The sequence below is a fragment of the Fulvitalea axinellae genome, from assembly GCF_036492835.1.
GTDB lineage: Bacteria > Bacteroidota > Bacteroidia > Cytophagales > Cyclobacteriaceae > Fulvitalea > Fulvitalea axinellae.
Genome location: NZ_AP025318.1, coordinates 111,455 through 135,933, shown reverse-complemented (window position 1 = coordinate 135,933; position 24,479 = coordinate 111,455). Strand labels below are relative to the sequence as shown.

At 43.9% G+C, this 24,479-nt stretch carries 22 protein-coding genes and 1 riboswitch; of the genes, 13 read left to right on the top strand and 9 right to left on the bottom strand.

What is annotated here, in order from left to right:
• Positions 1-99 precede the first annotated feature (99 nt).
• Positions 100-1,965, bottom strand: a complete 1,866-nt coding sequence (gene thiC, locus AABK39_RS23795) for a phosphomethylpyrimidine synthase ThiC (protein WP_338395725.1) — start codon at positions 1,963-1,965, stop codon at positions 100-102.
• A gap of 48 nt (positions 1,966-2,013) precedes the next feature.
• Positions 2,014-2,214: a sulfur carrier protein ThiS gene (gene thiS / locus AABK39_RS23790; RefSeq protein WP_338395724.1), complete on the bottom strand. Its 201-nt coding sequence runs from the start codon at positions 2,212-2,214 to the stop codon at positions 2,014-2,016.
• Positions 2,215-2,415: 201 nt separating this feature from the next.
• A riboswitch (TPP riboswitch) is annotated at positions 2,416-2,519 on the bottom strand.
• A gap of 214 nt (positions 2,520-2,733) precedes the next feature.
• Between thiS and AABK39_RS23785 the strand changes: the two genes are divergently transcribed.
• Positions 2,734-3,189 (top strand): hypothetical protein, encoded by a 456-nt coding sequence (locus AABK39_RS23785; RefSeq protein ID WP_338395723.1) that lies wholly within the window; start codon positions 2,734-2,736, stop codon positions 3,187-3,189.
• Between the two features lie 74 nt (positions 3,190-3,263).
• On the opposite strand, the gene bla is transcribed toward AABK39_RS23785, so the two are convergent.
• The gene (gene bla / locus AABK39_RS23780; RefSeq protein WP_338395722.1) at positions 3,264-4,016 is read right to left on the bottom strand and encodes a subclass B1 metallo-beta-lactamase; all 753 of its coding nucleotides are present in this window, start codon (positions 4,014-4,016) and stop codon (positions 3,264-3,266) included.
• Between the two features lie 190 nt (positions 4,017-4,206).
• Between bla and AABK39_RS23775 the strand changes: the two genes are divergently transcribed.
• Complete coding sequence (locus AABK39_RS23775; protein WP_338395721.1) at positions 4,207-5,760, top strand: protein kinase family protein; 1,554 nt, start codon at positions 4,207-4,209, stop codon at positions 5,758-5,760.
• 244 nt (positions 5,761-6,004) lie between these two features.
• Entirely contained in the window at positions 6,005-7,756 is a 1,752-nt protein-coding gene (locus AABK39_RS23770) for a hypothetical protein (RefSeq protein ID WP_338395720.1), read from the top strand.
• A 145-nt stretch (positions 7,757-7,901) separates the two neighbouring features.
• Here the strand turns inward: AABK39_RS23770 and AABK39_RS23765 are convergent, their stop codons facing one another.
• The 4 genes from AABK39_RS23765 to AABK39_RS23750 all read right to left on the bottom strand — a co-directional run bounded on the left by AABK39_RS23765 (position 7,902) and on the right by AABK39_RS23750 (position 12,697).
• Positions 7,902-10,082 (bottom strand): TonB-dependent receptor, encoded by a 2,181-nt coding sequence (locus AABK39_RS23765; RefSeq protein WP_338395719.1) that lies wholly within the window; start codon positions 10,080-10,082, stop codon positions 7,902-7,904.
• Positions 10,083-10,256: 174 nt separating this feature from the next.
• Complete coding sequence (locus tag AABK39_RS23760; RefSeq protein WP_338395718.1) at positions 10,257-10,685, bottom strand: hypothetical protein; 429 nt, start codon at positions 10,683-10,685, stop codon at positions 10,257-10,259.
• Between the two features lie 74 nt (positions 10,686-10,759).
• Positions 10,760-11,794 (bottom strand): ISAs1 family transposase, encoded by a 1,035-nt coding sequence (locus tag AABK39_RS23755; RefSeq protein ID WP_338391371.1) that lies wholly within the window; start codon positions 11,792-11,794, stop codon positions 10,760-10,762.
• Between the two features lie 420 nt (positions 11,795-12,214).
• The gene (locus tag AABK39_RS23750; RefSeq protein ID WP_338395717.1) at positions 12,215-12,697 is read right to left on the bottom strand and encodes a DUF1877 family protein; all 483 of its coding nucleotides are present in this window, start codon (positions 12,695-12,697) and stop codon (positions 12,215-12,217) included.
• 228 nt (positions 12,698-12,925) lie between these two features.
• Between AABK39_RS23750 and AABK39_RS23745 the strand changes: the two genes are divergently transcribed.
• The 5 genes from AABK39_RS23745 (at position 12,926) to AABK39_RS23725 (ending at position 19,192) form a co-directional block, all read left to right on the top strand.
• Positions 12,926-13,252 (top strand): DUF6370 family protein, encoded by a 327-nt coding sequence (locus AABK39_RS23745; protein WP_338395716.1) that lies wholly within the window; start codon positions 12,926-12,928, stop codon positions 13,250-13,252.
• Positions 13,253-13,540: 288 nt separating this feature from the next.
• Entirely contained in the window at positions 13,541-14,959 is a 1,419-nt protein-coding gene (locus tag AABK39_RS23740) for a hypothetical protein (protein WP_338395715.1), read from the top strand.
• 268 nt (positions 14,960-15,227) lie between these two features.
• Positions 15,228-15,728, top strand: coding sequence for an RNA polymerase sigma factor (locus tag AABK39_RS23735; RefSeq protein WP_338395714.1), 501 nt, complete (start codon positions 15,228-15,230; stop codon positions 15,726-15,728).
• Complete coding sequence (locus AABK39_RS23730) at positions 15,704-16,576, top strand: FecR family protein (protein ID WP_338395713.1); 873 nt, start codon at positions 15,704-15,706, stop codon at positions 16,574-16,576. The genes AABK39_RS23735 and AABK39_RS23730 overlap by 25 nt, the downstream gene beginning before the upstream one ends.
• Before the next feature lie 225 nt (positions 16,577-16,801).
• Entirely contained in the window at positions 16,802-19,192 is a 2,391-nt protein-coding gene (locus AABK39_RS23725; protein WP_338395712.1) for a TonB-dependent receptor, read from the top strand.
• Between the two features lie 17 nt (positions 19,193-19,209).
• Here AABK39_RS23725 and AABK39_RS23720 read toward each other — a convergent pair whose 3' ends face one another.
• Both AABK39_RS23720 and AABK39_RS23715 read right to left on the bottom strand, forming a co-directional pair.
• Positions 19,210-19,920 carry a LytR/AlgR family response regulator transcription factor gene (locus AABK39_RS23720; protein ID WP_338395711.1) on the bottom strand — a complete coding sequence of 237 codons (711 nt, stop codon included), beginning with the start codon at positions 19,918-19,920 and terminating at the stop codon, positions 19,210-19,212.
• 31 nt (positions 19,921-19,951) lie between these two features.
• Positions 19,952-20,968 (bottom strand): sensor histidine kinase, encoded by a 1,017-nt coding sequence (locus AABK39_RS23715; protein WP_338395710.1) that lies wholly within the window; start codon positions 20,966-20,968, stop codon positions 19,952-19,954.
• 226 nt (positions 20,969-21,194) lie between these two features.
• Between AABK39_RS23715 and AABK39_RS23710 the strand changes: the two genes are divergently transcribed.
• From AABK39_RS23710 to AABK39_RS23690, 5 genes are all read left to right on the top strand, one after another.
• Entirely contained in the window at positions 21,195-22,079 is an 885-nt protein-coding gene (locus AABK39_RS23710; RefSeq protein WP_338395709.1) for a 6-bladed beta-propeller, read from the top strand.
• Positions 22,063-22,350, top strand: coding sequence for a hypothetical protein (locus tag AABK39_RS23705; protein ID WP_338395708.1), 288 nt, complete (start codon positions 22,063-22,065; stop codon positions 22,348-22,350). Before AABK39_RS23710 ends, AABK39_RS23705 begins: the two co-directional genes overlap by 17 nt.
• A gap of 85 nt (positions 22,351-22,435) precedes the next feature.
• The gene (locus AABK39_RS23700) at positions 22,436-23,140 is read left to right on the top strand and encodes a hypothetical protein (RefSeq protein WP_338395707.1); all 705 of its coding nucleotides are present in this window, start codon (positions 22,436-22,438) and stop codon (positions 23,138-23,140) included.
• 85 nt (positions 23,141-23,225) lie between these two features.
• A complete protein-coding gene (locus AABK39_RS23695) occupies positions 23,226-23,741 on the top strand; it encodes a Crp/Fnr family transcriptional regulator (protein ID WP_338395706.1) in 516 nt (171 codons plus the stop codon).
• Between the two features lie 238 nt (positions 23,742-23,979).
• Positions 23,980-24,468 (top strand): hypothetical protein, encoded by a 489-nt coding sequence (locus AABK39_RS23690; protein WP_338395705.1) that lies wholly within the window; start codon positions 23,980-23,982, stop codon positions 24,466-24,468.
• Positions 24,469-24,479: the final 11 nt, after the last annotated feature.

The window sequence follows — 24,479 nt, the reverse complement described above, 5'->3', positions numbered from 1 at the left end:
CTTAGGTACTGGGTGATGAAAAATCAACACCTAGTACCTAAAGTATTTTTGAGTCTAGTACTTAATACTTAGAGACCTGATACCTCATACCGGAGTATTTTATTGATAAATCTCCGATCCCTTTTCGCGGAATTCTTTCGATTTTTCTTCGAGGCCTTTTTTGAGGGCTTCGTCTTCCACCATTCCGTTTTTCTCGGCGTAGTCGCGGACGTCTTGCGTGATTTTCATCGAGCAGAAGTTCGGGCCGCACATCGAGCAGAAGTGGGCCACTTTGGCGCCTTCGGCAGGGAGAGTTTCGTCGTGGTATTCGATGGCGCGCTCTGGGTCGAGAGAGAGGTTGAATTGGTCTCTCCAACGGAACTCGAAGCGGGCTTTGCTCAGGGCGTTGTCGCGGTATTGCGCACCGAACTGCCCTTTGGCCAAGTCGGCGGCGTGGGCGGCGAGTTTGTAGGTCACTACGCCTTCGCGAACGTCTTCCTTGTTTGGCAACCCGAGGTGTTCTTTCGGAGTAACGTAGCAGAGCATGGCCGTTCCGTACCAACCGATTTGCGCGGCGCCGATGGCCGAGGTGATATGGTCGTAACCCGGAGCGATATCAGTTGTCAAAGGTCCGAGCGTGTAGAACGGAGCCTCGAAACAGTCGCGCAACTGCTTGTCCATGTTCTCTTTGATCATATGCATCGGAACGTGTCCCGGGCCTTCGATCATGGTCTGAACATCGTGTTTCCAAGCGATCTTGGTCAGCTCGCCCAAAGTTTCCAATTCGCCGAACTGCGCGGCGTCGTTGGCGTCGGCCAGACAGCCGGGACGCAGGCCGTCGCCCAATGAGAAGGCTACGTCATAAGCTTTCATGATTTCGCAAATCTCTTCGAAATGCGTGTACAGGAAACTTTCTTTATGATGTGCCAAGCACCATTTGGCCATAATAGAACCGCCACGCGAAACGATACCGGTGATACGGCGGGCGGTCAAAGGAACGTACTTGAGGCGTACGCCGGCGTGGATGGTGAAGTAATCGACACCTTGCTCGGCCTGCTCTATCAGAGTGTCGCGGAAGAGTTCCCAAGTAAGGTCCTCGGCTTTTCCGTTCACTTTTTCCAGCGCTTGGTAAATCGGCACCGTACCTACCGGTACCGGCGAGTTGCGGATAACCCACTCGCGGGTTTCGTGAATATTTTTCCCCGTCGAAAGGTCCATGATAGTGTCGGCGCCCCAGCGAGTGGCCCAAACGGCTTTTTCCACCTCTTCCTCGATGCTCGACGTCGTGGCCGAGTTACCGATATTGGCGTTTACCTTCACCAAGAAATTTCTGCCGATAATCATCGGTTCGGTTTCAGGGTGGTTGATGTTGGCCGGAATAATGGCGCGTCCGGCGGCGATCTCGTCACGGACAAATTCCGGAGTTACAGGACCTTTCGGCGTCAATGCCCCGAAGTTTTGTCCCGGATGCTGAGGGCCCAAGTCCTTGATTTCGTCCAGTCGCTGGTTTTCGCGGATGGCCACGTACTCCATTTCCGGGGTAATGATTCCCTGCTTGGCGTAGTGCATCTGCGACACGTTCTGCCCCTTTTTGGCGCGGTAAGGTTTGTGGCGATATTCGAAGCGCAACTCGTCGAGTTTGCTGTCGCTTTCGCGCTCCTTGCCGTAGTCTGAGGTGATGGAGGAAAGTTGCTCCACATCGCCACGGGCGGTGATCCAATCTTCTCGCAGGCGGTCAAGGCCTTTATGCACATCGATCTCAATGTTAGGATCCGAGTACGGCCCGCTGGCGTCGTATACGGTTACGGGAGCGTTTTTTTCGTGTTTCTTTTCGCCGTTGGCTAAGTGAATAGTGGTGTCTTCAAGCTCGATTTCGCGCATGCCCACTTTGATGTCGTGAAGTTTTCCCTCTACGTAAACTTTCTTGGAAGCGGGAAACGGCTTGCGCGTAATGGCTTCTTGCGATGGTATTTTGTCTTTCCTCATATCGACTCTCTATAGTTTCTTGTTTTTTCGGGTAAAATAGGGACTTGCTTATCCGCCTTGCGTGGCGCGGATTAGCGTGACTTTGTCGTCTTCGGCCAAAAGTGTGGACAGCCAAGCGTCTTTGGGCACCACTCGGTTGTTGATGGCCACGGCCGTCCCTTGTTTTGGCACTTCAAGCTCTTCCAACAGATCGTGTACGTTTTTTTCGTCTTTGACTTCCCTGGCCTTGTTGTTTACGTGAATACGCATGGCTTTTTCTGATTTTTTCCGGCGATAAAGACTACGCACAAAGTATCGGAACAAAGCGCAGGCTATGCCAGAATATGTTGTCGAAGAAACCTTAGATAGGAGAGATGAGAAGGGATATGATATAACGAGTCATACGATGGTTGGACTGGAAAAAACAGAATTGTAAAAGATATTCCGTAACTGATTAGTCCAGTATGATTCGGCTCGCCACAAACTTTTCCCTCCGACAGTTCGAACTGTTTCAGGTTCAAAGGGTATCATCTCAGTTCCGGCCAAAAATCGGCGGAACACCCCTAAAGCTTCAAGGCAAATCTAGGACTTTTATCGTGACGGAGAAATTTTTCTGTAGGAAATTGGAAATCCAAAACGGATAAAGGAAGTGATAAATCCTTGTGAGTAGGGCTGTTTTTCTCTAATTGATTAGCTTATTTATTTTGCAATATATTATAAATACAAATTGACTTTAATAGTTTTATTATATTCGTTTTTGAATTTATACATCTTTTTAATCTTCATTTCATGAATATAATTGACTCAAATCTAGAATTAACAAATATTGATCGGAGGCGGTCCCTTCTGCCTTGGTGGACTGTTATGTTCTGCTGGATATTTTTGGTTTTAGGACCAACAATCCTCGTACTATACCTGCTAAGATTGCTTGGTGTGGATTTCGGAATTCAGGCTTTTGATAATTATAACCCCAATGCGTTTACGGATATTTTCTTTATTTGGATTTTTATGTTCAAGAGTGTGGTTGCTCTTAGTCTTTGGACTGAAAAAAGTTGGGCCGTTACGATAGCTTTTGTCGAGGCTTGGATAAGCTTAGTCGCTTATCTGGCATTGATGCTTTATCCAATTATTGAAACAGGGCAATATTCACTTACCGTACGCTGGGAATTATTATTGCTGTTGCCCCATATGCAAAATATGTACAAGATAAAAAACAGTTGGCCTCAAGCTCTAGCGGGCGAATAAATAGAGTCTTGGCAAAAACTGGGAAAGCGATAATCGCATTGTTTATAGCTTTTCCGGTTTTTGGAAAGGCATTCTTATTTTGGCTGGTTTGCCTCAATAAGCCGGATCGTATTTGTAAACGTGTCATGTCCTCCGTGCTTTCCGTGTCCGGGCACGATTATTTCCGCCTTAGAATAGCGTTTTTGTACACGCTTTACCGTTGATCCCCATTTGCCCAACACAGCGTCGGCGGTATTCCCTATGCCTTTTGCTTGAGCCGATTTTATCAGGCATCCGCCGAACAGCACTTTTGAATTCGGGATATAAACCACGATGTTGTCAGCCGTATGTCCACCGCCGAGATAGCGACATTCGATAGGCGTTCCGTAAAAGTCGAAGGCCATTTTCTTTGTAAATGACTGGTCGGGAACCGGAAAGCCTTCCTCTTTACATTTGGCCACCGTCATTCGGTTGGCGATCGACGGGATTTCTTTTTGTTGCAAATACTCCAACCCTCCGATGCAATCGTCGTGATAATGGCCCGCTATAAACTTTTCGACTTTTATCCCCATCTTGTTTTCGACATATTCGACCAATTCTTTTGTCTTTTGAATATCCATCGGCGTGTCGATTAATAATCCTCTTCCGTTCCTTACCACAAGTAATCCGTTTGCCGGGAAAAAGCCGAAACTCTCGGTTTTATGCCATGATACGTGCGTAAATACTGAATCGCGCAAATGTATTAGCTCGATGTGTTTATTGACTTTTATATTGTCAATTTTTTGCGCTTTTGCCGGGTTTGTAAAAAATAACCCAGTCATCAAGAAGGTTAATAATAGTCTCGACATCAGTATTTACTTATGGCCACGAAATGAAATTTCTATTGAAGACAATAATAATTCTTTTCCGTCAGAATACTGTTTTTGAGTTATAATATAGAAGTTTAGAAGCTGTTTTTCTAAATCAGAATCGCACGAACAAGAAGAATTATAGGACGTTTCTTTTGAGTGGAATATCGCTTTGGAGAAATAGGAAAGTATGTGGGCCAATAAGTCTCGGCAAAAGCACCGGAGAGTTACGGGAAGTCAGGCCCAGACCGCCCAAGCGATGTTCAGCTGGTTTAGGAGCTCGAAGCCTAAGTTTAGCCATGCTCCAATAGATACGGAATATGCGGAAGCGCTAAAATCTTGGAAAGAGTCGGGGACAGTCCCTTCAGGCTATAAGGTGTCCGGAGATTTGTTAATAAAAATCGAGCCGACAAGGACAGAAGTGGTTAGACGGCCGTTCGACCCGCCGAGTAATCCGCCCCGTGTAGACTCCAAAGGAAAAACCGCCGACGATTATTTTGACGAATTCGATGATATTACTTTACCCAAGGGGACCTCTCTGAAACAGACCGTAGAGGAGCGAAGAGGCGGAGGAGCAACTTCCATTCCCTCTGGACACGGGCCTATAGTACGGGCTGGAATGGGGGGAAGATCCGTTAAAGAGTCATTTGATGAGAATTTGGGTGTTCGTTATCAGGACTTTAAGACGGAACGGCAGCTTTTGCCCGGCGGTCAGCAAGGAACGGTTCTTTTTATGTGGCCACATGAAGGCGATCCGACTCATGTCGTGAAATGGCATAATGACCGATGTTGGCTACCCCGAGGAAAAAATGAAGTATTCGCCTCAAATTTCATTCACTACATGGGGCATCGTGTACGGGCTCCGAAAGCCAGAATGATTAAACGGGACGAATTGGAGTGGATGGTTGAGCATAAACAACATCGTTCTATAAGCGGGAACCTGAAATTCCTTTTGACTCCCCACCGAATTGAGGAGGAACAGAAGCGTATGATAATGATGGAAGTCGGGCCTGGTGAAACTCTCTCATCGTTGAGCGATGAGGATTACGGTACATTTATGAGGTCTCCAAATCATCTGGCCGCCGTAGGTGAATTGGTCGCTTATGATTTATTGTTAGGGAATTTCGACCGAATGGGAAAAGTGCTGAGCGCAGACAATATTTTGTATGATAAGGACACAGATACCGTTACGGGGATTGACCAAGGACTGTCATTGGGTGGGATGGATTTTTTCAGCAAACTGGCACTCAATCTACCAAGACCGGATTACCCGATGGCGGACTTGGGTAGGTTGCGAGGTCTTTTGCTAAACTCTGGTAGTAGCGCCACATCTGTGAAGACAGCGCTTGGGGATTCGGCCCGAAATATGGAAATTTTATATACTAGTCTATTATCGTCTTTTGAATCAGGGCAAGGACATCGACTTTTTGAAGCGCCTGATATTCGGCGTAAGCATAGACTCCCCGAAGCGCATTTTGACTCGCACCAAGTAAATATCCTGATGACGGGATTAGTGGAAGCCTTATTGCGGATGTACGAGCGCCCGGAACTATTGGGCGAGTTGACAACTTTTTCGAACGTTCAAGGAATAGTGATGGAGGAAATTCAGGCCTTTAAAGCAAATTGGGAAGCGATGAGGAAAGCCTTTTCTGGGTTTGGGGTTGGAAACCTTCAGAGTCTATTAGAAGAGCGTAAACGGGAATTGGGAATCACCGATCCAGAACGCAGCGCGCAAGCAACTTAGGTGTGTGATTGTCTTTTACTCAGAATAATTTAGAGGATGATGTCTGAATTATATTTTCAATGTGTTTGAGAATGTAGTTTATTTCCTGAAACGCATATTTTATATATGAATCAACTATATTAACACTACTGACTCGTACACAAGTCGGTAAATAGGTCTATCTCGCCATTTTAGCGTCTCTTTTCTCGCCGGAGACCTGTTGCGCCTATTTTTTAAATTTTACGCACACATTTATTTATTCAGTATGAAAAAGCTTAACGCCGTATGGCTTGGCCTTGTGGCCATGTTGTTTTTGGCTTGCGAAACGGAGAACCCCAACAAACTGCCCTTGATTATCGACCAAGTTCAGCACAATCCGGGTGAGGCAATGACGAACACTTCGTTTATGGATCCGGAAAAACTGGCTTCGTTTGGTTATGATGGCCAGGTTCTTACCGATTATGTTTTTGTCCAGACCCTGATTACTTGGGACGATTTCGATAAACGGATCTTTCCGGAAGGAAGCGAGGGCCGTAAATGGGTGGAAGATAAAGCGACCGCTTTTGACCAACGTTTGAAAAAAGCGCACAAAGCCGGAATCAAATTTTTATGCCAGCCAGATGTCTTGGTTTTTCCGAAGACCCTAGTGGAGCTTTACAAAGATGAAATCTGCGACGATCAGGGCAGAGTGACTTTCGATAAGGAAAAGACTTGGGAGATTTACCGTTATATGATTAACGCCATCTTTAAGCGTTTTCCTGACTTGGACGGTTTTGTAGTCCGTACGGGGGAAACTTACTTGACTAATATTCCTTATCACACGGGAAATGGCCCATATAAGGGAAGTTGGAAGCCAGGGAAAAAGAAAAACGTGCTACAGACCCGCCTTATAAACATGTTCAGGGAAGAGCTTTGCGAGAAGAGAGACAAAACGCTAGTCTACCGGACGTGGGGGTATCTTCACAGTCGTCCGGAAGAGTATTTGGATGTGACCGACAAAGTGGAGCCTCATGAAAAACTCTTTTTTTCGATAAAACATCAAAATGGTGATTTTCACCGTGGTACTCCATACAATAAGACGATCGGAATCGGAAAACACCAGCAGATTGTAGAGATACAATGCCAGCGCGAATATGAAGGAAAAGGAACGCACCCGAATTATATAGCGAAAGGAGTAATTGAAGGGTTTGAAGAATATGGAAAATCGGATTATTCGCCTTCTTCGCTTAAGGATTTACTGAATAATCCAATTTTTAAGGGAGTATGGACTTGGTCACGCGGTGGCGGATGGGTTGGGCCTTATATCGAAAACGAGATCTGGCCAGAACTTAACGCTTATGTGCTGAGCGCTTGGGCAAATGACACCTCACGCAGTGAGGAAGAGATCTTTGGGGAATATATGACCAAAATCGGGATACACGACGAAGACAGTCGTAAGAACTTCAGAGAAATGTGTTTGCTCAGCCCGAAAGGCGTGATCCGTGGGCATAACAGCCTTGTCCAGAACATTTCGCCATGGTGGCTTCGCGATCAGTTTATGGGCGGAAATCGTTTAGTGAAAGAATTGAAAAAAATCCATAAGGAAGGAAATACCGAAAAGGTTTTGGCCGAGAAGCGAGAGTGTTTGGCTATTTGGGAAAATATCGTCAGTCTTTCTAATAAGATTAAATCCGATAACGAAGCCAATGACAAATTCTTCAAGGTGTCGGCGGTGTACGGTTTGATCAAATATAGGATTATAGCCGAAGGCTGGACCATTTTATTGAAAGGAATGGAAGGGGACGAGACTGGCATATATGACAAGCAAGCCATTGCCGAGGCAATCCGTAGATACGACCAACACTGGAAAGATTTTGCGAAGCTAAAAGAGGATAATCCAGATTGCCCCACTATTTATACTCCCTATGAATTTTTATATAAAAAGCCACATTACCAAAGCGGAACCAAAGGGATGAAATTTGAAGTGGACAGATACCGCTGGACACTGGAGGAAGACGGAAATAAGGTAAACGTTTAATGGAAAAAACGTTAGGAGACCGAACAGGTTCCTTTCGTTTAATCCCCATAAAATAAAAAACCGGGGAACCATATGGGCAAGGTTCCCCGGGGTTTCGAAACGGCGAAGGTGGGCTTTGCCGTCCGAATTTTTTTATTCGCTCAGATTAGAGCACGTTCCAGCGGATGCCGGTATAGATCATGGTCCCGATTACAGGCCCCCAGTTCATGGAGGCGTCGAAGTTTTCGCCGAACGGATCGCCCGGAGCGATTACCGGATCGTCCTGCGTATAGTTTCCTAAGTTCTCTCCACCTACATAGATTTCCAGTTTGTCCGAGAATTTATAGCTGGCCTGCGCATGCATCGTAAAGAAGGCCGGCGAGTATTCGTCTTGCTGGTATTCAGTGGGTTTGTTTTCCGTATGGGGCATTCTTTTTTCGCCGAAGAAATGGCCGGTCCAGTCAAAGCGCCATTTCTCGTTAACAGTCTCGTAGCCAAGGTTCAGGAAGAAACGGTGGCGTGGCACGAGCGGCATTTGCTGAAGATCGCCGTTTATCGTTTGGCGCACGTCATATAGTTTGTAAGCCGTGCTGGCGCTTAGACCAGACAAAGGCTCGAAAGACAATTCGGCCTGAAAGCTGTGGGCGTAGGCGGATCCGTCAAGGTTTTGGAAGAATACCTTGTTCGGATCGGTGTCCATATCCACAATCAGCTTGTTGTTGAAATGCGTGTAGTAATAATCCGTTACGAACGAAGCCTTTCGGTCGAAGAGGTAAAACTCGTGTTGGAAGCTGACTCCGTAATTCCATGACACCTCCTGGTCAAGGTTTTCATCCATATACACTTCCCGGTTTGATACGAGGAAACGTGTGTTTTCCGCAACGGGATTCGGTGTGCGAACGCCCTTGCCGGCGCTGGCTCTCAAGACTGTACCGTCTTTGATTTCGTACTTTAAGTGGAAACGCGGGGTGAACTGCCCGTCGTAGATGGAATTGTAGTCGTAGCGGGCGCTGGCCATACCGGTCAGGCGATCGGTGAATTTGCCTGTGTATTCGAAGAATGCTCCTACTACGGTTTCGTTTCTGGACCAATCGTACCTGTTCAGTTGCGGATCCAAGCGGTCGAGTTCTTCGTCGAATTTGTCGAAAGTCAGGCTGGTTCCCGTAGCGATTTTATGCCTGTCCGAACCGATTTGCGTAAGGTAAAGGCTGTTGAAATACGCCGAAAGCTGTTGGCCGGAATAGTCGCGGCGTCCGTAGTAGCTGTCTACGTCCATATAAGAAACCGAGTAGAATACGGCCAAGTTGTCGGAGGTTCCGCCAAGTTGGTTGAAGCCGTTTTTGCCGAAGAAATCAATCTTTTTGGTGTCTACGCCGATTCCGTAAAGTTGGGATGTCTTGTTGTCGTCATCACGGGAAAAGCCCTTTTGTCCACCAAGTTTGCTGTCGGCCATTACCTGTACGCCCCAATTGCCCATTACCTTGTCGCCTTCGTATTTCCAGCGGTTCAGCACGTTGATTTGCTTGGACTTCGGAGCGTCGAGGAAGCCGTCATCGTTGCGGTCGATTTCGCTTTCCAAAATATTGCCGTGTACCAAAAGCGACGAGCTCCACTTGTCGTTGATCTTGTGTCCTGTATGAACGTTCAGCTCGGCGCGCCCGAGGCTGTTGCCGTAGGCGTTGAGGTACAGTTTTTCCGTTTTGTCCGGCTGAAGCAAACGGACGTTAATCTGCCCGGTCATCGATTCGTAACCGTTGGTGATGGATCCGGCGCCTTTGTTCACGTCGATTCCCGCCACCCAAGTTCCCGGAACATAAGTAAGGCCGTAAGCGGAATTTAGCCCGCGGATAGTCGGGATATTGTCAACCTGAATTTGCGTGTATTTGCCCGATAGCCCGAGAAAGCGGATCTGTTTGGCGCCCGTAGCCGCGTCGCTTTGCGATACGTCAACGGAAGCGTTGGTTTCGAAACTTTCGGAAAGATTACAGCAGGCTGCGTGCTTAAGCTCCTCGGCGGTGATATATTCCGACTGGGTCAGGGTCTTGGTATCCACGAATTTGGATCCGCCTTTTACTTCAACAGTTTCCAACTCAACACCTTCCTGAAGGGCGATCGTAACGCTGGATTGTCCGGCGAAGACTTTTTTCGTAGGTGAGAACCCCGTAAAGCTCACTTGGATAGTGTCGCCGGCGGAGATTCCAGAAAGTTGGGCTCTGCCGTTCAGGTCGGTTGCCAAGCCTTTGTCTTTTCCCAAAATGATGACATTGGCGCCCGGAAGGGTTTCGCCGGCTTGGTCCGTTACGGTTACAAGGACTTTTTTCTGTGCGGTTTGGGCTTTCGCTTTCATCCCAAACAGTCCGCATAATATGATTATGCCAAATAAAATATAGTTTTTCATTGCGTATAGTGCCGTCACGCATAATCGTGACGTATTTTTCGATTTGATAAAAATAAACGTTGCCCCTTTATTTTTGAACAAAGGGGAATCGGGTGTGCGGCACTAGGCCGACGCCAACGTTTTTCAAATCAAAAGCACGCAAAAACGGCTGAGCGCAATTCGGCCGTAAAGGGGGGGAGGCGGTGATTTCCCGCCAAATCCGGTGATGTATTTAGTGTGGAATCCAAGCGCCGGAAGATGGTCAGCGAGTGGGGCGATCGGACTCAGAATGTTTGGCGAAGGGACCTTCGAGATCTGCGGATGCTCGAAATATTGAAACTCCGCCGCCAAGTATTGTTGGCTGAGATGGCAGCATTTTGGCTGGCAAAATTCGGGCTCTTCGCTTGTAGTTTCCGGCTCTGATTCCGAGCAACATCCGAAGTTTTGTGTGTAAACTGAGGTTTCTGCTCCCGACATTCCGCAAATGTGGGTGTACATGTTAGCTCCCACCGTAGCCATAATGACATACAGGGCAAGCGTAACGGAGAGCGATATTTTAGTCCATTTCCTCACTTACCGTAAAGATACGGAAAATCATGATAAAATGATTCACGTCGATATAAGGTCCAGGGCTTGTTCATAAAGGTCTATCTATTAAAATATTGGTGAATAGAATTTATATCTGCTACGATCTCCTCTCGCATTTCATTCATATTTTCACCAGCGTTCCTTTGGATCAAAATATTCATTACAGCAGTCAAAATACATGAAACACTTTGCTGTATACCAGAGACAAGGCTCCTTAACCCGTCCTCTCCGAAGTTCGTATCCCTCATATTATTGTTTGCCTCTACGGACCAGTGTCCCCTTACGGCGTTAGGCAAGTTGTATTGATCAATAAGACCGGTATTTATATTGCTGACGTAGTATGATGTCTCGCTTGATGTTTTTCCTGTTTTAACGACTTTACGGGTACGGTCTACCCGTATGAAGCAGCTCATCCCCGTATTCGACCAGCGACGCTCCAAGCATCCCGTTTCCACCGGGTAGGTCCGGTATATTCTTGTTTCGATCCTGCCATGGCCCTTTTCGACGGTCTTTTTATAATCCAAACATTCTGATCTCCGCTCCATGTCTCGAAGGTCTTCACGGAGTATTTTCTGGTTCCCTTTTATTTGTGAAAGGTAGACGCCCCGTTTTCCATGGATTCCCTCCAGTAACCCGGAATTATTGTGAAGGGCATCCATCGTATAAGCCGTTCCCGAAAGACCGGATTGAGTTTCAAAATATTCGTCGACAATACCCCGCTCGGAGTCTTTGGTACCCGAATAGTAGCCTACAACCTTGCTGGTTTTATCTTCTTGCGCGGTAACCAGAACCACGCTTTCCCCGCGTTTGTCCCCTGAGGATTTGTCGATACTCCCCCGGAGTTCTTTACCGTCAATCGAAAACCATTGAAGAGCTTGCGGATCTATAGTTTCGTTTGCGTTAAAAGTGGTTTCAGCAACCGCCTTAAGTCCCTGTATATCTGTATCCTTCAGGATTCTTCGGAGTTGAACACGGCTCACACAACACTTACTTTTACCACCTGTGAAATCCCGCCAATAATCGTGATCCCTTTTCATTGAGCGGTGAATCTGTGAGAAATTGAGTTTTCCTCCGCTCCTGAATACGGCAAGCATAAAGCACAGTACGACAAAAGCCAGTTCGTGCTTCTTCCCCTTGGCGTTCCTGTGGTCTACAAGGCTTAGTTGTAACTGGAGGTAGTATTGATTAATTTCGTTTTTTTGGGAGCTTATCCATCAACCGCAAGTTTGTTTGTGGTAATTCAAAATTGCAATTCATGGTGGTAAGCTCCTATTTTCTCAGACGCTTTATGAACAGGCCCTGATATAAGGTCTACATGAGACTATATGGATATCCTATGACATATCACAATGTTTGTCATTGAATATTAAAATGTTGCGGAAAAATGCCATTGGGAAATAGATTTTAAGTTTTTCATATCCTCAGGCTACAGAACCGGAAAATTCAGATTTACAAGAAGCTACCTTAGAAAGGTTCGTAGGCCAATACGTATATAGTTTACAGAATACTGACAATTATATGCCGTTCTTGACGTAGCGCTTTCTTATAGAATTCGAGAATCGATCGAAAGGCTTTTCCATTTCCGGAATCAAAGCTTTGGGATCCTCCTTACAGATTCCGGTAGGGTAAATTCTTTTTCTTCCGAATTCCTTCAGATTGAATTCTTTCTTTCGCACCTCCCAATCGAAATATTCCATCGAATGGATAATTTCCGGTAGTTCGTCGTGTTCAGTGCATGTGATAAAATCGGCGTGGCTTTCATAAGAAAACGGATGGGTTCCCACAATGGCTTCACTTAACCTGTCGCCTTCAATGGGTTTAGAGGCCGAAACACCCGTGAGAAATGCGTGCAGAATATCCCAGAGTTTATCGATATCCATATTCTCGTTTTCAGGATTCTCTTCGATCTCGATTATTCTATCGGATAAATCTTTGGGACCGAGTGGCATAAGGGACTCCAGTGTGTCCTCGCTTATCATTAAAAACCCTGCGATCATTTCTCTATCGATTTTCTGCCGTTTTAAAATTTACATGACTATATCGAATTTATAGGCGGAAATAGGCGATGTTTGACCAGTTCTCCATTTTCCAGATTCAAAATATAGCCTTGCAAGATACGTTTTGAACAAGACAAGAGCTTACACCGACTAATAGATATTTGGTGATTCTGAAAAAAATGGAAGTATAATCCAGACTTAAATATCTTAGGAATAAAAAGAACGATTATGAAAAATGTATTGACCGCATTGATGCTTAGTCTTTTTGTGACAGTGGCTTTCGCTCAAAAGAAGAAGAACGTGAAGATTGAGAAAACGGGTGTGGAAGCTTCCTGCGGTACTTGTAACTTTGGAATGGAAGGAAAAAAGTGTGCGTTGGCCGTTAAAATTGACGGAAAGGCCTACTTTGTGGAAGGAACGGATATCCATAAACACGGCGATTCGCATGCGGCCGACGGATTTTGCAAAACTGTTCGTAAAGCGGATGTAAAAGGCAAAATCGTTAACGGTAAGTTCCGTGTTAGGAAATTCGTTCTTCAGCCAGTGAAGAAATAATAAGGATTTATCGATCCGGACAGAGCAAAACCTGTCCGGATTTTTTTAAATAGGGAAGAATTAACACAGAAACAGCCACTATATTTTAGTTGCTATTTTATTTTTTGAAATAAAATCAGAAAGAATCAACCAACCTCAAGGCATTGTTAATCAATTCATTGTAATTTATTTTATCTTTTCAAGGGCTCTGTTTTTATGATTTTTTTGAATTCTTTTTCACTCCTTGGTAGGGTTTTCTAAAATCTCATCCGGTACTACAATCAAAGAACATCAAAATTGTAGTGCAATATGAAAAATCTCGTAAAACCTTCAATTTATTTATTGGGCATGTTGGTCGCCGTTTTTTTGGTCACCTCTTGCGATATGGACAATGTCGAAATGGATGATATGCTGACAGGCGACGAGGCCTTGATCCAAGCCATCCAAGGTGCCGGCCAAAAGTCGGAAGTTAACCTTTCCGAATTGCCTACGGTCTCGCAGGATGTATTGGAAGAGGATTATTCGGACAGCTATTCTGAAAAAGCCATGATGGCGGCGGATTTGGGTTATGAAGTTTCATTGCGAAAAGGCTGGGGCAGTGAAGCTGGAGCTGAAAACAAAGCTTATTTCGACATCAGTGGCCGGGAACTTTTGACGGGTGAAGGCAGGGAGAAGAAAAGACGCAAGCACGGAGAAGGCGAAGGAGATAAGGATAAGGCGTTTGAGTTGGTGTTGCCAGTCACTTTTACAATGCCTGACGGCTCCACGGTGACGGTAGAGGACGAGGAAGGCTGGAAAGCGATCAAGGAATGGTACAAGGCCAATCCGGACGTGAAAGAAAGAGCTACTTTGCAGTTTCCGGTTGACGTGACTTTTGAAGACGGTAGCGTAAAAACTATCAATAATGAGGAGGAGATGAAGGCTTTGCGCAAGGAATTCGCCGAGGGACGTTCCCACAAGGGCAGACACCACAGGGCTTTCCACTTTGTATTGCCAGTCTCGTTTGATATGCCTGACGGATCGGTAATCACCATCGAGACAAAAGAAGATTGGGCGCAATTACGTACATGGCGTGACGAAAATCCTGATGCTGAAGGAAAGCCAGCTTTGCAATTCCCTGTTACGGTAATTATCAAGAAAGACGGAAGCGAGAGAACGATCAATAATGAGGAGGAGATGAAAGCTTTGCGTCAGGAATTTGATAAGCACAGAAAGAAAAAACCTTTCCGATTCGTGTTGCCAGTGTCATTTACAATGCCTGACAATTCCGTAATCACAATTGAGGATGAGGAAGGTTGGTCTCAGATCCGCGAATGGCACAAGGCAAACCCTGACGCCGAGGGTAAAGCGGAATTGCAATATCCCGTGACAGTGGTAATCACAAAAGACGGAACGCAAAAAACCGTGAATAACGAAGAGGAAATGAAGGCTTTGCGGGAGGAATATGGAAAAGAGAAAAAAGACAAGCCTTTCGAATTCGTATTGCCGGTATCGTTCACTATGCCTGACAATTCTGTAATCACAATAAACGACGAAGACGGTTGGTCACAGCTTCGTGATTGGCACAAGGCGAATCCCGAGGTAAAGGAGAAGGGCGCTTTACAGTTTCCGGTAACCGTAAAACTGAAAGACGGAAGCGAAAAGACGATAAATAATGAAGAAGAGATGAAGGCTTTGCGAGAAGAGTATCGTCCGAAAAAAGGAAAGAAGGGTAAGAAGAAGCGTTAACTCCAAACCGGGTATAAGCGCAAAGAAACTTGGGTGGGACAACCAATATTTGAACGCTTATATCCGGTATTTATAATTCAATACACCGGGTGCGGGTACGGTACTTTTCGGTAATCTTTACTACCTTTCATCCGCATCCGGTTTATTGGATTTGAGTGATTTGCCGGGGTGATTGAAAAATATGTTTTAGAGGGAATTTTGGAGTAGGATAAAGTCCGGAAAACAGCCTAAAATATTCATCGCCCTTTACTCAATAAAAAAACAGCCATTGACAAGGGAGGAATTTAAATACAGTTACCAAACACACGCCCGGGCCGTCCGGAATTATTTGTACTATCGGTCTGGAAGCACGGCCGTGGCCGATGACATTACGCAAGAAACCTTTGTGCGGGTATGGGAAAAACAGTTTGAATATGACGCTGAGAAGACGAAATCCTTACTGTACAAAATCGCCAACCAGCTTTTTCTTGATAGAGTGAGGAAAGAAAAAACAGAGGCCGCTTATACCGAAGAATTGGTTTTTAAGCTAAAACACAATTCGGAAGGCGACGGAGAGAAAGAGGCGATGCTTAGAAAATGTGAAAGGGCGTTGGCTGGATTATCAGAAAACGAAAGAACGGTTTTTCTGATGAGCCGAAAAGACGGAATGAAGTACGGCGACATAGCGGAATGCTTGGAAATCAGCGTTAAAGCCGTGGAAAAAAGAATGGGACTGGCGTTGAAAAAACTGAAAGACAATCAATCATGGAACGTAACGACGAGCATATAGATTTCTTTAAGGAGCTGGATAGCCCTTTTGACCAGAGCGAGGATGAGCTTTGGGAGAGCATCGCCGCCCGTACCGTGGACAAGCCTGCGGAAGGGCCCGTGGCCGATAAAACTCCCAAAATCAAGAAAGAGGCGAAAGTAGTTCGGATGTCTTGGCTTCAATATTCCGCGGCCGCCTGCGCGTTACTATTATTGGGTTTCGGTTTGTTCGCCAGGTTTTATACGGTTACTGTATATTCCAAAAAAGGCCAGCACCTTACGCACACACTTCCGGACGGATCCGGCGTGGAGCTTAACGCCGATACCGAAATCGCTTATCATCCGTATTGGTGGAATATTTCCCGGAAAGTAGATCTTGCAGGCGAGGCATTTTTTGATGTAGCCAAAGGAAAAAACTTTAGAATTGAGTCCGAGAAAGGCGTTACGCAGATTTTGGGAACCAGTTTTAATATTTACGCTCGGGGTGAAGAATATAAAGTTTTCTGTAAAACGGGAAAAGTACGGGTTTCCAATAATTCATCGGATGTACGAATGGTGATTAACCCTGGCGAGTTGGCTGTAGTGGATAATAAAACCCTGCGCGGACATATTTCGAAAGCCTCGGCTACTGAAACTTTAAGTTGGAAAGAAAACAAATTCGTATTCAAATCAAGGAAATTAGATATTGTGTTAACCGAAATCGAACGCCAATTTGATGTTCAGATAAAAATAAATTCAAAAACATCATCGGAATTATTATACGAAGGCTATTTTAGTAAAGACAAATCCGTAGAAAAGGTATTAGATAAGATTTGTTTGAGTTTGAATTTGAAATACGAAAAGACAAGGGATGGATATAAGGTTTACTGATTGGTCCGGGTACGGTCAGTAGCCTGTGTCCGGACTTCTTGTCGCATTTACGAAAAATCGCTTATGCGCCAATGCGGCTTGTTTATTTTCTCAAGAATCCATAGCGGATTACATCTGACTTTAGGCCCTGCCGGGTTTAAGGTTTTTCTTGTTTTATGGCCTTTGTTTTTTATCTCACAAAACACTTTAGCACAACGCGTTAGCATAAAGGCAAACAAGGAGCCATTGAGTCGGATACTGAACAGTTTTCATGAACGCTACGGTGTTCAAAGCTCCTATGATTACCGGTTGATTTCCAAACATTTGGTTTCCGATTCGGCCACGTATTCCTCCCCGGAAATCGCGGTGCAATCTATGTTAAAAGGAAGCCAGCTTGACTACCGTTTAATCGACAGTGTTTTTGTTTTATTCGCAAAACCGCTGGAAACTACAATAGAATCAGAGGAAATAAAACAAGATACGGTTGTCCGAAAAGCTTATTATTTTTCGGGCCAAGTAACGGATGGCATTAGCGGTGAACCGTTGCCTTATTCGAGTATACGTGTAGGCGAAAAAGGCTATTCCACTGACGTTAACGGGCATTATTCTTTTAAGACGGAAACGGAAAGCGAACGATTAGAGATCTCTTATTTGGGATACTATATGTTGGATACGCTTTTATTGGCTGGTACCAAACGGAAAATAGAGCTTACGCCATCATTAATCGGGTTGGAAGAAATTGTAGTATTACCGGATTTAAAATTGGCCGAAGCTCATATAGGTGCTAAACCCGCTTTGATAAAATTGAACCATCAAGTAGCGTCTTTCTTGCCAGGAAATAATAGTAATACGCTTTTCAATTTATTACGATTACAGCCAGGGATCCTCGCGGCTTCCGAACAAAGCGCAGACTATAGCGTATGGGGCGGGTACCGCGGTCATACGCTTTTGAGTTTTGACGGTATTCCGCTTTTCAGCGCGGCGAGTCACAGTAACGAAATAGGTATCGTAAACCCGTTGATGATCCAGGATGTAGAGGTATTAAAAGCGGGTTATGAACCGCATAAAGGGGATAGGGTAGGAGGCGTAATCCGGATGTCGGGTAAAATGGGAAACGCCAAACGGTTCCGTGCGCAGGCCAACGTCAATAGCCAAACTGTAAGTGCGTCGGTGAATATCCCTTTTGCGGAAAAATACGCTCTGCAACTCGCTCTTAGACAATCGTATTATAACATAGTGGATTGGAATGAGCTTTTTGCGGAAGAGGCGGATGACAATCGCGATTTCTTTACACCCGATTTTAATTTCCGGGATATGAACTTGAAGTTCTCAGGACGAATGGATAATGGCGACAATTTTTTCGTTAGCCTTTTGGCGAATCAGGATAAGGTCGAGAGCATGGTCATAAGGCCGATAAGGAGAGGAAATGAATCAAGAGAGAATCTTACGGATAAAAAAGGTTTTGGTATAGGGGGAAATTATGTACGGAATTGGCACAGGGCCGGTGTGAGTGAAGTTGGTTTTGCTTATTCGGGTTTGAATACAAACGCTGTCGATAAGATTCGAGAAAACCCGAGAAATGCTGCTCTAAAGTTTTTTGAAGCGGTCAGAGAAAATGGAATTGAGGAGTTTTCAATTTATGCGGAACATAGGTTGCCAGTATTAGGGAGACACGGATTAACTGCGGGAATAAAGGCTATTCGAAATACTGCGAGCTTTGTAGCCGACGCCTCTGACGCTACACCTGAAAGCCGGGAAAATAATGGATCTAGATTTAGTTATTATATAAAAGACGATATTAAAATCGGGGAGAAAATAGGAATAAGCCCTGGCTTAAAATGGGATTATTTGGCATATACCAAAAAGGCATATTTGTCGCCTCGAATAGCGGGGTATTGGGAGCCGGAATTAAGTTGGCGGGTTAACGCCTCATGGGGAATATATAGCCAATATATCTCAGAAGTGGCTTTTGCCGATGATTTCCGGAACTTTTTTTACGCTTGGCAACTGAACGGTATTCTTGATAATCCCGTTTTGCGTAGCGAGCATTATACTTTGGGTCTATCATATAGGCAAGAAGGCTTTAGCGTTAGTGCCGAGGGGTTTTATAAAATGACGGACGGGCTGAAACGAACTTATTTCATTCCAGAAGACAAAAGGCATTTTGACGCCGAAGCCATTAGCCGTGCATATGGTATCGATTTCTATATTCAGAAAAAGATTTCGAAACATGATTTTTGGGTAGCTTATACATTGAGTAAAGTAGAAGAACGATATCCGGAATTTAGAAACGAATATCATTATGCGCCACATAATCAATTACACGAATTAAAAACAGCGGCTGTATTTGATTTTAGACCATTCTATTTTTCAGCCAATTATGTTTACGGTTCCGGCCTTCGGGTTTCGCAGAAATTCGGAGGAGGGGAGACCGTTCCTTATAACCGCTTGGATGTGGCTTTACTTTATCGTTTCGGAATGGAAAAGCTTGATATAGAAGCGGGTGCTTCTGTACTGAATCTTACGAATGCCGATAATGTGGCCAACAGTAACGTGTCTAATCTTCCGAGTGGCCGGGCGGTGTATCTGCGAGGTGTACCGTTTACGCCCGGGCTTTTTGTGAAAGTGGGGATCTAGTTTTTTATTCGTTTATTTCAGCCTTTCCAATCCAATATCCGTAATATCTCTTCGCGGTAGCTACGGCCCAATGGAATTTCCGTTTCACCGATTTCTATTGTATTTCCGTAAAAGGCGGTAATATGATCCATAGAGACCATAAATGATTTATGTACTCGGATAAAGTTATGTTCTTTCAGTAAAGCCTCAACATGTTTTAGTCTTTCGTTTTTTACGAATTGCAGGCCTTCGACAGTATGGAAGATCACGTATACTTTCATGCTTTCCACATAAAGGATATCGCCGATAGGAACTTTTACGGATTTATATCCCGACTTTAGAAATAAATAATCCCTTTTAGGTTCCTCTTGGAGTTTATTCCCTTGGTTAAGCGCTTTTGCGACTTTGTTGATCGCCTGAGCAAAACGTTCGAAACCGATAGGTTTTAGTAGGTAATCGGTTACGTTTAGAGAATAGCTTTCCAATGCGTATTCGGAATAAGCGGTGGTTAAGACTACTTGTGGCGGATTGGTAAGGGTACGGAGAAAATCGAGACCGGAAAGCCCGGGCATATGTATATCCAAAAACAAAAGATCTACGTTTCCTTTTGCAACGCTTTCGTATGCTTCTTTGGCTCTGTTAAATGTTCCGACCAGCTGTAGCTGAGGTGTTTTCTGTACATAATCACTGAGGTAGTCTATGGCAATGGGTTCGTCATCTACGATGATACATCTTATTTTATGTTCCATGTTTTGGGCTGTACTCGTTGGGGGTATCGGTTTACAGAGAGCTGTTGGAATTGCATGAGGATAATGGGATATTTATATCGGCAATATAAATTCCGTTTTGGGTATACGTTTCAAAAGTATGGTTATTAGGATATAATAATTCCATTCTTTTCCGAATATTATCAAGCCCTACACCGCCTTCTCCGTGAACCTTTTCAAGGTTAATGGAGTTTTGGCATTGCATTGAAAGGCTTTTCCCGTTTACTGAGATAGTTATATCGATAAATGTATCTGTTCGATTGTCGACATCCGAGTGTTTAAAGCAATTCTCAATACAGGGTAATAACACAAGAGGAGCGATTTTTTCGATAGGTGAAGCGAATTCTCCTTTCGTCTTTAGATTTACTCTGTCTTTGTTCCTAAACCGTAGTTTCTCCAGTTCGAAATAATTTCTAACAAAAGCGATCTCTTTTTGAAGCGGTACAGTATCGTTTTTAGTCTCATATATTATATACCGCATAGTCTCCGATAATTTAAGTAGAATATCCGGAGCGCGATCATCTTTGCGATATACCAATCCGTACAGGTTATTAAGTGTGTTGAAAAAGAAATGTGGGTTCATCTGGTTTTTTAAAAATAAGAGCTCAGCCTCCTGTTTTTGGCGATTTATTTCCCTGGTTTCCCTTTCCGCTTTTCCTTTTGCCGCTCCGTATTCGAACAAAAGTCCGAATGTCATAAAGAAAATGATTTTGAAAACTCCCGCGCCATAAACGACTACTGAAAGATCGATTCCCGCAAAAATAGACAAGGCCACGTTAACAGCCCTAAGAGAAGCGGCGCCCAAAAAGGCGGTAGCCACAACGCTAAGCGTATAGATTATAGCCGAAACCCAACTTGCCTTAAAGTATTTGCGATGAAGAAACGAGGATAGGTAAAACACGGCTATATACACCGTAAAGTCGCACAGAATAACCAATGCGGACTCCATAACCCCCGTTTTCCCTAATAAGTTGGTGAAGCGCAATCCTATAAGCGCAGCCCAGAATGCTAAATGGCCGTATTTGCTCATTTCTGTCTTTTTGTGCGAAGAAAGACTATTTATCTTGAATATAATGAAAAGCTAAACGAACGGTACGGGGAACTAAATGAATGGAAGGGGAACTCAGAGAAGATGTTTCTTGGATGTATAAAATAAGGACAATCGGTTGGTTGTGGGAAAAACATAATATATTAGACTAATAATTTAGTGAATTGTTGATTGTTAGCCTTTCATAGTTGATTACACCTCACAAGTCATGAAAAATTTGCCATTAATCTGTCTTTTATTCCCTTTATTGATTTGTTCTTGTGAAGAAAGTAAGCCTTCGAATGAATTTAAAGTCATCCCTATCAGTGACAAGCAGGAAGAGTTAAAGGCATCGGAGTTTATTGCAGATATTCAGTATATCCCTTTGGAAACAGATAGTGTTTTCTTATCGGATATAAAAATCATGTGTCCTACCCGAGACGATTTTTTTATTTTCGATGGGGAACAGATTGCCCGCTTTAATAAGGCCGGACGATTTCTGAATATTGTTGGAAAAAAGGGTAAGGGGCCACAAGAGTTTTCTTATGTAAAATCGTTTACGGTATCCGAACCGACAAAAACGGTGTGGGTGGCTAAGCCTGAGGGAATTGTTATTTATAAGTATGATGGTAGTTTCCATCAGAATATAATTCTTCCCGCAAAGAAGCAAGTATCGTCATTACAGGCATATGGCGACAAGATGCTTTGCCTTCAGAGTAACGCAAGTGGGCAATCTCCAGTATCTTGGTATTGTCTGGACAAGGATGGTAATGAAGTTGGTTCGCGACCAAACCATTTTAGGTTCAATACTGTAAAATGGAACTGGGCATTTTTTAAGGAACATTTCTTTTATACCACAGGTAATAATCTGTATTGCAAAGAAATGAACTCTGATACGATTTTTAGGGTAGGTGGTAGGAATGAACCTGTATTTGTATTGGATCAGCAAGACCGGGGATTCGATATCGCTACTAGAACAAGAGACTATGGTCATTATTGGATGAAAAATTCGGGGAAGCACTATGTCTTTAAGGGAATTTTAGGAACGGATAAATACCTGTTTTTGAATTTCTACTATCAAGGGAAATATACGACGAATGTTTACCGATATTAATTCTGGTCATGTATCCGTATTTGGCAGGGGAGAGAATGAGGGACTCGTAAATGATATTGACGGTGGATTACCTATTAAACTCGAAGCTGGCATGGGCAAACAAAGTTTGGCTTTGGGTTGGGTAAACGCTTTTCAACTAAAAGATCATATTACCACAAACTCTTTTAAATCATTTTCAGGTAATTCTAAAAAGAAGGGAGCATTTCAGTTTTTGGCAAACCAAGTGAAGGAAAAAGATAATCCGGTTCTGATTGTATATACAGTGAAATAGATTTTTATTTTTGGGAAATGATGCTGGATAATTGTATTATGATCAGTCAGTGTTTGACCTTTTTCCGTTTATAAATACGTTTGTAATGAAGAACCCTGTTCCATATAAATCCCTATCCGAGGCATTGGATGCGCTGGACAATGGAGGCCGTTTTTTTAATTTTTTCACCAAAGCACATGACGGCGTTATAAGCTCTGCTGAAGTTGAAAAAGCAGGTGGTTTTCTTGGTGATATTGCGAAAGCCGTCTTATTTATGGAAATGTCTTTGTCCAGATTGTCTCCGTCAAATCAAAAAACGGTACTCTCACGGTTGGATAAGGGTATGCGAAAAAGCTATGTCAAATATCGTCCGCAAAGGCTTTCTCCCGAAAAGATTTCGAGCGAAGGCAAGGCTGAGACAAATATAATATTGACGGGTGTGCCTCGACATACTGATTCTAAAACGCTTTTGAGTGGTACGATTCAGGTACCTATTCAGATAGATGGTGTGATGACGTTTTTGTCAACGCCCATTTTAGAGGAATATGAAGTTTACGAGGTTGGTGAAGGCAATTCTTCGGAAGTTTGCTGTGTTGCTATTCATAAAGAGTTCGGTCCGCTTCCTAAACAAAGAATATTAATGGGTGGTCAACTAAAGGAGTTGCAAGAAGGCGATGAAGAAACAGGACCAAAATTATCGCCTTTCGGGAGTCAGCAATTACAGAAACTTACTGAAGATGAGACCCATTCTGGGCCAAAACGATTATTTCTTGATGTAACCTATTTTATTGAACTTGATAGGGAGGATTAGTGTAAGGCTTATTGTCGTATCAATAAAACCGGAGAACGCGTTTAGCCGTAAATAATTCATTTGCGACTAAAGCGTTTTCTTTATTATGAAAGAGGATAACTTACACTCAGACCTTAGGCTTCTCAAAGGTGAATATTTTGTGAAAGCTGGACGTCAGAATTTTATGATCGGTCAGGTGATCAAGGGAGTATTGCGGGGTTATACACCAAATGATGAGGGAGAAGAGGTCGTAACCCATTTTTTTAAGGAAGGAGATCTAGTTTCGGGGAATTATATTCCGAATATTCCAGCCACTATGAGCGTTCAGGCGCTGGAAGACTGTCAATTGTCCGTTGCCAATTATAAGGACGTGATGTCTTGTTTTAATCAAGACTCATATCTCACGAGAGTGATATTGGGTCATTTTCAAAAGCTAAACGAGCAGAATCACGCTCGGGTAATGGCATTAATCGACGGAAACGCATTGACCAAATACAAATGGTTTTTAAAAGAATACCCCGGATTGATTAATCGTATACCTCATTATCATATCGCGAATTTTTTGGGAATAACCCCCACCCAGTTGAGTCGGACAAAGAAATCGTTTTCTCAACAAATGTAAATGAAACGGAATAGTCGGCGATATACTTTTGTACGGATAATTAGGAATAGGACAAAGTGAAGATTTTGTCCGTTAAGAAAAACTTGATCCGATGAAAAGTAAGAATGTTGGAAAAGTGGTGTGCAGCACATTGTCAACTTCGCTTTATGCGCTAGCCTTGTTTTTTATGTCTTGTTCCTCTGGCGGGCACGGCCATGAAACACATAAAGGAATGACATTAGAACAAAAGCGAAAAACTATGAAAATCATTAAGCCGAAACGGGTTTCACATACCAGGTCACACATTGTAAACAGCGGGTCAATACCGGAAATAATGGCCTTGTACTGCCCCGTAAAAGAATTGGAATGGTGCGAAAACTGGTTGCCGAGTGTAGTTTACAGTAATTCAGGTCTAGTTGAAAAAGACTGCGTATTCGTAACTGAAGGGCATGGAGAGCAGACTGTCTGGTACGTAACGGAATACGACATCGATAAAGGCCGGGTGGAAATGGTACATCACACTCCGGGGCGTACTTTTGTAAAGCTGGAAATAGATGTAAAGCCATTAACGGATAAGACCTGCGAGTCAACGATTACCTACACAATGACTTCATTAGGTAAGGACGGAGATGAAGATTTAGGGGTTTTCAATAAAGAGTTTTATACAACAATGATGGACTCTTGGGCCAAAGCTAGTAATCACTTTTTGGCTACTGGCGAATTGCTGAAAGGATTACCGAATTTTTGATTATTCAAAGA